9 protein-coding genes are annotated in these 11,103 nt (G+C 61.4%); all 9 read right to left on the reverse strand.

What is annotated here, in order from left to right:
• Nucleotides 1-2 precede the first annotated feature (2 nt).
• Nucleotides 3-656 carry a ligase-associated DNA damage response endonuclease PdeM gene (gene pdeM / locus AB4O45_RS19290; RefSeq protein ID WP_016771388.1) on the reverse strand — a complete coding sequence of 218 codons (654 nt, stop codon included), beginning with the start codon at nucleotides 654-656 and terminating at the stop codon, nucleotides 3-5.
• A complete protein-coding gene (locus tag AB4O45_RS19295; RefSeq protein ID WP_460160434.1) occupies nucleotides 653-3,142 on the reverse strand; it encodes a ligase-associated DNA damage response DEXH box helicase in 2,490 nt (829 codons plus the stop codon). The genes pdeM and AB4O45_RS19295 overlap by 4 nt, the downstream gene beginning before the upstream one ends.
• A gap of 195 nt (nucleotides 3,143-3,337) precedes the next feature.
• The gene (locus AB4O45_RS19300; RefSeq protein ID WP_056783337.1) at nucleotides 3,338-4,102 is read right to left on the reverse strand and encodes an ABC transporter ATP-binding protein; all 765 of its coding nucleotides are present in this window, start codon (nucleotides 4,100-4,102) and stop codon (nucleotides 3,338-3,340) included.
• Between the two features lie 12 nt (nucleotides 4,103-4,114).
• Complete coding sequence (locus AB4O45_RS19305; protein WP_041478065.1) at nucleotides 4,115-5,233, reverse strand: succinylglutamate desuccinylase/aspartoacylase family protein; 1,119 nt, start codon at nucleotides 5,231-5,233, stop codon at nucleotides 4,115-4,117.
• Between the two features lie 25 nt (nucleotides 5,234-5,258).
• Nucleotides 5,259-5,969 carry an ABC transporter permease gene (locus AB4O45_RS19310; protein ID WP_150743349.1) on the reverse strand — a complete coding sequence of 237 codons (711 nt, stop codon included), beginning with the start codon at nucleotides 5,967-5,969 and terminating at the stop codon, nucleotides 5,259-5,261.
• Nucleotides 5,966-6,694, reverse strand: a complete 729-nt coding sequence (locus AB4O45_RS19315; RefSeq protein WP_016771383.1) for an ABC transporter permease — start codon at nucleotides 6,692-6,694, stop codon at nucleotides 5,966-5,968. Before AB4O45_RS19315 ends, AB4O45_RS19310 begins: the two co-directional genes overlap by 4 nt.
• 56 nt (nucleotides 6,695-6,750) lie before the next feature.
• The gene (locus tag AB4O45_RS19320; RefSeq protein WP_041478063.1) at nucleotides 6,751-7,533 is read right to left on the reverse strand and encodes a transporter substrate-binding domain-containing protein; all 783 of its coding nucleotides are present in this window, start codon (nucleotides 7,531-7,533) and stop codon (nucleotides 6,751-6,753) included.
• Nucleotides 7,534-7,907: 374 nt separating this feature from the next.
• Nucleotides 7,908-9,596, reverse strand: a complete 1,689-nt coding sequence (locus AB4O45_RS19325) for an ATP-dependent DNA ligase (RefSeq protein ID WP_252877599.1) — start codon at nucleotides 9,594-9,596, stop codon at nucleotides 7,908-7,910.
• Nucleotides 9,593-10,627, reverse strand: a complete 1,035-nt coding sequence (locus tag AB4O45_RS19330) for a ligase-associated DNA damage response exonuclease (protein WP_041478061.1) — start codon at nucleotides 10,625-10,627, stop codon at nucleotides 9,593-9,595. The genes AB4O45_RS19325 and AB4O45_RS19330 overlap by 4 nt, the downstream gene beginning before the upstream one ends.
• Between the last annotated feature and the right edge of the window lie 476 nt (nucleotides 10,628-11,103).

Consider the following 11,103-nt stretch of genomic DNA (forward strand, 5'->3'; position numbering starts at 1 on the left):
ATCTAGCTGACGGGCCATATTTCGTTGTCGCCGATCACGAAGACTTTGCAACTGTCGTCGCGCTCGACCTGATAGCCGCCGGTAAACGCACCGAATGCCGGCATCAGGCTGATGCGCTCACCGAGTCTGAAACAAGCCAGGCGCAGGCTCTGCCGACCTTTGCCATGCAGCCGATAGACCGGGTGCACGTGGCCGGCGAGCACGTGCCGTTCCGGATGCGCATCGGGCTCATGCTGCAGGGCGAACGGTCCGAGTAACAGCGGCTCTGGCACTACGCGTATATTCAGCGAGGCTGGTGGGTCGCCTGCGCGTTTGTCGTGGTTGCCGCGAATCAGTGTCATCGGCAGGTCAGCGTGCCGTGCGCGCCACTCTGCCAGCGCATTCAGCGTGGTCGGGACATGTGAACCAGGCCCATGCAGAAAATCCCCGAGGAAGATCAACTGGCGACACGGCAACCGCGCCAGCAACGCGTCGATTACCTCGATGTTGCTCGCCGTCGTGCCATGCGGCACCGGCTGGCCGAGGCTGCGATAGGCCGCCGCCTTACCGAAATGCACATCGGCGATCAGCAATGCTTCCTGCGCTGGCCAGTACAGCGCTTTCTCCGGCAGCAGCCACAACTCCTCACCGGCCAAACGCACCGGGTACGCACTCACGACGATTTCCCGTTATCAGCGGTTTTTTCCAGGTCACCAACCATTCTTCTGATCCTGTCAGCCAGTTTTTCCGAACTCATGCTCTCGCGCATCCGCTCCACCAGCAGCGGAAAGCCCAACGGTGTAGGACGTTTAACCTGATGCACGTCCAGTTTCATCTGATTGATGCGCTCCAGTGTCTGTTCCAGACGGCGAATATCCAGCTCTTCGCGTAGGACTTCTTCCCCAGCCTGGGCTAGCAGCAGGTTGTCGGCGTCATATTGTTTGAACACCTGGAAGAACAAGCCACTCGACGCCTGCACCTGGCGGGTGCTTTTTGGTGCGCCCGGATACCCGGCGAACACCAGCCCGGCGATCCGCGCGATTTCGCGGAAGCGGCGCAACGCCAGTTCACCGGCATTGAGACTGGCGAGCACGTCCAGCAACAAGTCATCGGCATTGAACAGGTGCGCGTCCAGATGCGTGGCCCAATCCACCGGCGTGGCGCTGAGCAGTTCCAGGCCGTAATCATTCACGGCAATCGAGAAGGTCACCGGCTGGCGCTGACTGACGCGCCACGCCAACAGGCTCGCCAGTCCCAGATGCACTTGTCGCCCGGCGAACGGATAGAGAAAAAGATGCCAGCCTTCGCGGGATTTCAGCACCTCGGCGAGCAGATTTTCCGTGGTGGGCAAGCCGGACCAGCGTATCTGCGTCTCCAGCAGCGGCCGCAGCGCGTGCATTTCCGGGCCTTTGAACTGACCTTGAGCAGCGGCGCTGAAGCGCGTGACCACCGCTTCGGCCAGTTCGTTGGATAACGGCATGCGTCCGCCATTCCAGCGCGGCACGGCAGCCTTTTTCGCGGTGCTGCGTTTGACGTAGGCGGTCATGTTTTCCACCCGCACCAGTTCCAGCAGGCGGCCGGCGAAGAGGAAACCATCGCCGGGTTTCAGTCGCGCGATAAAGCCTTCCTCGACGCTGCCCAGTTGTTTGCCACCGCCGCCCTTGCTCCAGAATTTCAGGTTGATGCTCGCGTCGCTGACGATGGTGCCAATGCTCATGCGATGGCGCCGCGCCAGACGCGCATCCGGCACACGCCAGACGCCGTGTTCGTCCGGCTCGACCCGGCGGTAATCCGGATACGCTGTAAGAGACATCCCGCCATGGCGTACGAACGCCAGCGCCCAGGCCCAGTCTGCCGCTGTCAGGTCGCGATAGGCCCAGGCGCCTCGGACTTCTTCGTACAAGTCTTCAGGAATAAATCCACCGCCAAGGGCCATGCTGACCAAATGCTGGACCAGCACATCCAGCGGCTTGTGCGGTGACAGGCGCGGCTCGATGCGCCGTTGCTCGACGGCATCGCGTGCGGCAACCGCTTCGATCAGTTCCAGGCTGTGAGTCGGCACCAGCGTCACCCGCGAGGTGCGCCCCGGTGCGTGGCCGGAGCGCCCGGCACGTTGCATCAAGCGCGCGACGCCTTTCGCCGAGCCAATCTGCAGTACGCGTTCGACCGGGAGGAAATCCACACCCAAGTCCAGGCTCGAAGTGCAGACCACCGCTTTCAACTGGCCATTCTTTAATGCCTGCTCGACCCAGTCGCGGGTATCGCGTGACAGTGAGCTGTGATGCAGCGCGATCAACCCGGCCCAGTCCGGCCGCGCTTCCAGCAGCGCCTGATACCAGATCTCCGATTGCGCGCGGGTGTTGGTGAACACCAGGCTGCTGGCGCAGGCATCAAGTTCGGCGACCACTTGCGGCAGCATCTTCAGACCGATGTGGCCGGCCCAGGGAAAACGCTCGATGGCCGGTGGCAGCAGGGTGTCGACCTGCAGGGTTTTTTCGCTTTTGCCTTGAACACTGACGCCGCCGCCCTGTGGGATCAGCACTTGCTCGGCGTGAGATTGATTACCGAGGGTGGCGGACACGCCCCAGACGATCAATTCCGGCTGCCAATGCCGCAGGCGGGCGAGGGCCAGTTGCAATTGCACGCCGCGTTTGTTGCCGAGCAATTCGTGCCATTCATCCACGACGATCATGCGCAGGGTCGACAACGCCGTGCGCGCATCGGCGCGGGCTAGTAGCAGAGTGAGGCTTTCCGGGGTGGTGATCAGCGTCGTTGGCAAACGCCGGCCCTGACGCGCGCGTTCGCTGCTGCTGGTATCGCCGGTGCGCAGGCCGATGCTCCACGGAATCTGCAATTCATCGACCGGGCTTTGTAAAGCGCGGGCGGTATCGGCGGCGAGGGCGCGCATCGGCGTGATCCACAGCACCGTCAGCGGTTCGGCCGGAGGTTTGCGTTTGCGCGGTGTAGCCACGGGCGGTTGCAGGCGGGCGAAGCGATTGAGCGCAGCAAACCATACCGCATAAGTTTTGCCGGCGCCGGTGCTGGCGTGGAGCAAGCCGGACTCGCCGTTTTTCACCGCCGCCCACACCTGTTTCTGAAAGGCGAACGGCTTCCAGTCGCGGGCGCTGAACCAGGTTTTTGCAAAGTCGGGGGATTTCGCCATGCCGGCTGCGTGCGCTCTGGAGGTGTTGTTTCAGAGACAGCGAAGCGGGGCGACAAGTTTAACTTTGTCGGTCGATGGATTCCTCCTGTGGGAGCGAGCCTGCTCGCGAATGCGATTGCACATTCAACATTGATGTTGACTGATAAACCGCTTTCGCGAGCAGGCTCGCTCCCACACAGGGGTGGGTTGCCAACCTTATTTAAGATTGCCGCTGAGGAATTGCTTCAGCCGTTCGCTTTTCGGATTGCCCAGCACTTCTTCGGGCGCACCTTCTTCTTCCACCAGACCCTGATGCAGAAACAGCACCTGATTCGACACCTTGCGCGCAAAACTCATTTCGTGGGTGACCATGATCATCGTCCGACCTTCTTCGGCCAGGCCCTGAATCACTTTCAGCACTTCGCCGACCAGTTCCGGGTCGAGTGCCGAGGTCGGTTCGTCGAACAGCATCACTTCCGGTTCCATCGCCAGTGCCCGGGCGATCGCCACGCGTTGTTGCTGGCCGCCGGACAGAAACGCCGGGTATTGATCGGCGACCCGCGCCGGCAAGCCGACTTTGTCCAGATAACGTCGGGCGCGATCCTCGGCTTCCTGTTTGCTGCAGCCCAGCACCCGGCGCGGGGCCATGGTGATGTTTTCCAGCACGGTCATGTGGCTCCACAGGTTGAAATGCTGGAACACCATCGCCAGCCGCGTGCGCAGGCGTTGCAGTTCATCGGCGTCGGCAACGTGCATGCCGTGGCGGTCGGTGACCATGCGGATCGCCTGGCCATCAAGGCTCATGGCGCCGTCATTCGGTTGTTCAAGGAAATTGATGCAGCGCAAGAAGGTGCTTTTGCCCGAGCCGCTGGCGCCGATCAGGCTGATCACGTCGCCGGTTTTGGCCTTGAGCGAAACGCCTTTGAGCACCTGATGATCGCCATAGCTTTTGTGCAGGCCTTCAACGGTCAGTTTGTACATGGACGAGCATCCTCAAGGCGAAAGTAGGTAGCCGCTGCGATAGGCCTGGGCGCCCGCGACGTGGGCGATGACCATGCCGGCAGTGGCCATGCGCCGCAGCGAGCGCGCATACAGCAGGCCGGCGGCGGTGCAATGAATGGGGGTGACCTTGTCGTGGACCGGGTCGATGATTTCGGCGATCTGCTGGCCGGCTTCCAGGTATTGGCCGGGCGTGGCGCAGTACACCAGCAGGCCGCCGACTGGTGTGGTCACCGGTTCGACCCCGGCCAGCGGCGTGGCCGGGTACGGCAGTGGCGGTTGCGGCTTGGTCTCGCCGACGATGGCATCGAACTGGATCAGATAGTCGATCAGCGCCTGACAATCGCGGCTGGCCAGCGGGTGATTGACGTCGCCCTGGCCGCGCAATTCGACGGTCACCGAGAAGCTGCCCAGCGGAATCTCGAACTGCTCACCGAAGCGCTCGCGCAGTTGCCACCAGAGCAGGGTGAAGCACTCGTCGAACGATTGCCCGCCGGAATCGGTAGCGAGCAGGCTGGCCTGCGCTTCCATGTAGCGCGCCAAGGGCTCGACCTGTGGCCACGCCTCGGGCGTGGTGTACAGGTGCACCACCGATTCGAAGTCGCAGTGCAAGTCCAGCACCATGTCGGCATCGCAGGCCAGGCGTTGCAGGGTCAGACGCTGGGATTGCAGTTGTGTGGTCGGCTTCTGACGGTCGAGGGCGTTGCGCAGGCTGGCGCGGATCAGTTCGAGGTTGTGCTGCGCGTCGTCGTTGAGTTGGCCTTCTATGGCGTTGCCGATTTCTTCGCTGAGGTCGACGAACCAGCGATTGAAGTTCTGCCCGCTCTCCAGGTCGTAACGGCCCAGCGGCACGTCCATCAGCACTTGTTCGAGGCCGACCGGGTTGGCCACCGGCACCAGGACGATTTCGCTGCGCAGGCGGCCGGCAGCTTCCAGTTCGGCCAGACGCTGTTTCAGGTGCCAGGCGACCAGCATGCCCGGCAGTTCGTCAGCGTGCAGCGACGCCTGGATGTAAACCTTGCCCTTGGCCTGCGGTGGGCCGAAGTGGAAGCTGTGAATCTGCCGTGCGGTCCCCGGCAGCGGGGCCAGCAAGTCATGGATCTGGTGGCGCATTGTTATCTCTTTTTTCAAACCGGTGCTAGTGAGTCGGCCCGAGGAAGGCCAGCCAGCGGCGTTCGGCGAGGCGGAACAGGCCGACCAGCGCAAAAGTGATGGTCAGGTAGATCAGCGCGGCGATGCCGAATGACTGGAAGGTCAGGAAGGTCGCCGAGTTGGCATCCCGCGCGACTTTCAGAATATCGGGAATGGTCGCGGTGAACGCCACGGTGGTCGAGTGCAGCATCAGGATCACTTCGTTGCTGTAGTAAGGCAACGAGCGGCGCAATGCCGACGGCATGATCACGTAGGCGTACAACTTCCAGCCGGTCAGGCCATAAGCCTTGGCCGCTTCGACTTCGCCATGATTCATGCTGCGAATCGCCCCGGCGAAAATTTCCGTGGTGTACGCGCAGGTATTGAGAGCGAAAGCGAGGATCGTGCAGTTCATCGCGTCGCGAAAGAAACTGTCGAGGATCGGCTGTTCGCGCACGGCGGCGAGGCTGTAGATGCCCGTGTAGCAGATCAGCAGCTGGATATACAGCGGCGTGCCCCGGAACAGGTAGGTGTAGAACTGCACCGGCCAGCGAATGTAGAAGTGCGGCGAGACGCGGGCAATCGACAGCGGAATCGAGACGACGAAGCCGATGCAGATCGAGGCGCTCAGCAGCCACATCGTCATCGCCAGCCCGGTGATGTTCTGGCCGTCGGTATAAAGGAAGGCGCGCCAATATTCCTGGAGAAGTTCGATCATCTTACGGCCTCCCGGGCACCGGCGGCGTAGCGGCGTTCGAGCCAGCGCAGGATGAAGTTCGAAGCACTGGTGATCAGCAGATAGATCAAAGCGGCGAGGACCAGAAAGTAGAACAGTTGATAGGTGCTTTTACCGGCGTCCTGGGCAGCCTTGACCAGATCGGCGAGGCCAATGATCGACACGAGCGCGGTGGCCTTGAGCATGACCATCCAGTTGTTGCCGATGCCCGGCAAAGCGAAGCGCATCATTTGCGGAAACACCACGAAGCGAAAACGCTGGCCACGTTTGAGGCCATACGCGGTGGCGGCTTCGACCTGACCACGCGGCACCGCGAGGATGGCGCCACGGAAGGTCTCGGTGAAATACGCGCCATAAATGAAGCCCAGCGTCAGCACGCCGGCGCTGAACGGGTCGATTTCAATATATTCCCATTCCATATAGTCGGTCAGCGACGTCAGCCAGGTTTGCAGGCTGTAGAAGATCAACAGCATCAGCACGAGATCCGGCACGCCGCGAATCAGCGTGGTGTAGAGCTGCGCGGGCAGGCGCACCAGTTTGACTTTCGACAGTTTGGCACTGGCGCCGAGCAGGCCGAGCAACACGGCCACCAGCAGCGACATCGCCGATAATTTGATGGTCATCCAGGTGCCTTGCAGCAGCAACGGGCCGAAGCCCTGCAGACTGAACGAGGCCAGCCCCAGATTTTGCAGGAGGGTTTCAAACATAAATCAGCAACCTGAGCGGATGGAAAAGGCGCCCATCGAGGATGGGCGCCGGGGCATTATTTGCCGCTGTACAGATTCAGGTCACCAAAGTGTTTCTTTTGAATCTCGGCGTATTTGCCGTCGTCGTGTAACGCTTTGATACCTTTATCCAAAAGTGCTTTCAGCTCAGTGTTACCTTTCTTGATACCGACAGCGGTTTTGGCTGGCAGCAATTCGCTGTCGACCGGCTGGCTGATTTCATAATCAGCGCCTTTTGGCGACTTCAGAAAGCCCAGTTCGGCTTGCAGCATGTCCTGGATACCGGCGTCGAGACGACCGGAGGTCAGGTCGGAATACACCTGATCCTGGTTCTGATAGGCCTGGGTTTTCACGCCAGCCTTGTCCAGCACGGCTTTGGCGTAGGCTTCCTGAATGGTGCCTTGCTCGTAACCGACGGTTTTGCCCTTGAGTGAAGTGACGTCGGCGGTGATGCCGGAGCCTTTCTTGAACACGTAAGCGGTCGGGCCGGAAAACAGTTCGCTGGAGAAGTCGATGACCTTCTCGCGAGCCGGGGTCACGGTCATCGACGAGATCACACCGTCGAACTTGTTGGCCTTGAGGCCCGGAATCATGCCGTCGAAATCGCTTTCGACCCATTTGCACTTGACCTTCAGTTCGGCGCAGATCGCGTTGCCCAGATCGATATCGAACCCGACCAGGCTGCCATCGGCCGCTTTCGACTCGAACGGTGCGTACGAAGGGTCAACGCCAAAGCGCAGCTCTTTGTATTCCTTGGCCAGCGCGGAGCCGGCGGCCATGCACAACGCCAGTGCAGAAAGGGTCAGCAATGCTTTTTTCATTATTCAATCCCTAAGAACCAATATGAGCGCTTGTGGCGCAGAATTATTGTTACTGCAACGCTTACGACCTATAGAAAGTAGCAATTTCCGAACCAGAGTGCCGAACAGGTGTTTTAAAAGGTTGAGCGGAGAGAGGCAAGGGTAGTTGAATGCACGGAAACGGGCATTGCTGTTTGCATGCACTGTTTCGGTTCAAACGCGTAGCTCAGAGCAGGGAAAAACTGTGGCAAGGGGTTTGTCCCCGATGACTGATCGTTCCCACGCTTCTGCGTGGGAATGCATCAACGGACGCTCCGCGTTCGGCTCTGAGGGGGACGCAGAGCGTCCCAGGCTGCGTTCCCACGCAGAGCGTGGGAACGATCAGTGAAAAGGGGTTAGGCCAACAGATCTTGAAGGGTAGCGAGGCTGTCCGCTTCTTCGACGGTCTTGTCCTTGCGCCAGCGCAGCATGCGCGGGAAACGCACGGCGATGCCGCTCTTGTGCCGGCGCGACAGGGCGATGCCTTCGAAGCCGAGTTCGAACACCAGGCTCGGCTTGACGCTGCTGACCGGGCCGAATTTCTCCACGGTAGTCTTGCGCACGATGCTGTCGACTTGGCGCATCTCTTCATCGGTCAGCCCCGAATAAGCCTTGGCGAACGGTACCAGCGAGCGTTGACTGGATTCCGGCGGGCCGTCCCACACCGCGAAGGTGTAATCGCTGTACAGACTGGCGCGACGACCGTGTCCGCGCTGGGCATAAATCAGTACCGCGTCGACGCTGAACGGGTCGACCTTCCACTTCCACCACACGCCCATGTCCTTGGTCCGGCCGACGCCATAAAGCGATTCGCGCGCCTTGAGCATCATGCCTTCGACGCCGAGTTTGCGTGACGCTTCGCGCTGGCGGCCGAGGTCGAGCCAGTCTTCGCCGGTCAATACGGGGGAGGGCAGCAGTACCGGGCTGTTGCAGCGCGCGATGACTTCCTCGAGTTGCGCCCGCCGCTTGACCTGCGGCTGGTTGCGCCAGTCTTCGCCCTGCCATTCCAGCAGGTCGTAGGCCAGCACCACCACCGGCACTTCTTCGAGAATCTTCTTGTCGAGCGTCTTGCGACCGATGCGTTGTTGCAGCAGGGCGAACGGTTGCACGGCCGGCGGCTCATCGGATTGCGGATCGAAGGCATCTTCGGTGGTCGGATGGGTGCTCTTCCACACGACGATTTCGCCGTCGATCACCGTGCCGTCCGGCAAGCCGTGGACCAGCACATCGAACTCGGGGAAGCGCTCGGTCACCAGTTCCTCGCCGCGCGACCACACCCACAGCTTGCCGTCGCGCTTGACCACTTGCGCGCGAATACCATCCCACTTCCATTCCACCTGCCAGTCGCTGGCCGGGCCGAGCAGCGCTTCGAATTCCTCGACCGGTTGCGCCAAGGCGTGGGCAAGAAAGAACGGGTAGGGCTGGCCGCCGCGCTGGGCATGTTCGTCGGCGGATTCCGGGGCGATGAGTTTCAGGTAACTCGCGGCGTTGGGCCGGTTCGACAGATCGGTGTAACCGACCAGACGCTGAGCCACGCGTTTGCTGTCGAGGCCGGCCATCGACGCCAGGGCGCGGGTGACCAGCAACTTCGACACGCCGACGCGGAAACTGCCGGTGATCAGCTTGATGCACAGCATCAGGCTCGGCCGGTCCAGTTGCGCCCACAACATCGGCAGTTGGCGCGCCAGATATTCCGGGGTTTCACCGCGCAGTGGCAGCAGCTTGTCTTCGATCCATTCGGCTAGACCGGCCTCGGAGCTGTGGGAATTTTCCGGCAGCACCAGAGAAATGGTCTCGGCCAGATCGCCGACGGCCTGATAGCTTTCTTCGAACAGCCACGGCTCCAACCCTGAAACTTCTACCGCCAGCTCACGGAGGATGCGCACCGGGACCAGTTGACGAGGCCGACCACCGGAGAGGAAATACACCGCCCATGCGGCATCTTCCGGCGCGGCCTGCGCGAAGTACACCTGCATCGCCGCCAGCTTGGCGTTGCTCGACGTGGTGGCGTCGAGTTCGGCATATAACTCGGCGAACGCTTTCATGGGGACGTCTCGGCAACGGTGGGTTCGGTGGCGATGTTGTCGTCTTCGTCATCGCCGTATTCAGTGGTGAAGCCTTGTGCATCAAGACCCTGTTCGCGCAGATGACGTACGAGCACGCCGATCGAGCCATGAGTGACCATCACCCGCTCCGCGCCGGTCTGGTTGATCGCCCAGAGCAGGCCGGGCCAGTCGGCGTGATCGGAGAGGACGAAACCGCGATCGACGCCGCGCCGCCGCCGGGTCCCGCGCAAGCGCATCCAGCCGCTGGCGAAGGCATCGCTGAAGTCGCCAAAACGGCGCATCCACGTGCTGCCGCCCGCCGACGGCGGAGCAATGACCAAAGCCTGGCGCATGATCGGATCGCTTTTTTTCACGTCGCCCGCATAGATCGTCGGCGGCAGGTACACACCGGCATCGCGGTACACACGGTTCAACGGTTCGACCGCGCCGTGGCTGAGGATCGGCCCGAGGGTTTCGTCGATGCCGTGGAGGATGCGTTGGGCCTTGCCGAAGGAATAGCAGAACAGCACGCTGGCCTTGCCGGCGGCGATATTGGCCGCCCACCACTGATTGATCTCGGCGAAGATCTGCGCCTGCGGCTGCCAGCGGTAGATAGGCAGGCCGAAGGTCGATTCGGTGATGAAGGTGTGGCAGCGCACCGGTTCGAATGGGGCGCACGTGCCATCCGGCTCGACCTTGTAATCCCCCGACGCGACCCAGACTTCGCCGCCGTATTCCAGGCGCACCTGCGCCGAACCGAGGACATGCCCGGCGGGGTGAAAGCTCAGGGTCACGCCGTGATGGGTCAGGCGCTGGCCGTAGTCGAGTGTTTGCAACTGGATGTCCTGACCCAGACGCGCGCGCAGAATCCCGGCGCTGGCGCTGCTCGACAGGTAGTGCTGATTACCGGTGCGCGCGTGATCGCCATGGGCATGGGTGATCACCGAACGCTCGACCGGCCGCCACGGATCGATATAGAAATCTCCGGCGGGGCAGTAGAGACCTTCAGGTCGGGCAATAACAAGATCCATGTCGTGACCGGAATGGGGGGCTTGTTAGCTATGAGGCGGGCGTGAGGCTGGAAGTTCGATCGGCTTTGAAGCGCTACCCTCACCCCAGCCCTCTCCCAGAGGGAGAGGGGGCCGACCGAAGTGTCTGGTTAGGTACATCGACCTGGGGGACCGAGTTGAATATGGATCCGGCACAGCCTTGAGCCTGATCCAACGTTGGATTCACCTCGCTTTGTAGAGGGGCCGACCGAGGTGTCTGGTGAGGTACATCGACCTGGGGGACCGAGTTGAATATGGATCCGGCACAGCCTTGAGCCTGATCCAACGTTGGATTCACCTCGCTTTGTAGAGGGGCCGACCGAGGTGTCTGGTGAGGTACATCGACCTGGGGGGCCGAGTTGAATATGGATCGGGCACAGCCTTGAGCCTGATCCAATGTTGGATTCACCATCTCTCTTTCAGGTCGGCGCAAGACCCAAGCATCCCCCAATCAGTCC

The organism is Pseudomonas sp. S2_B10 (assembly GCF_054668425.1).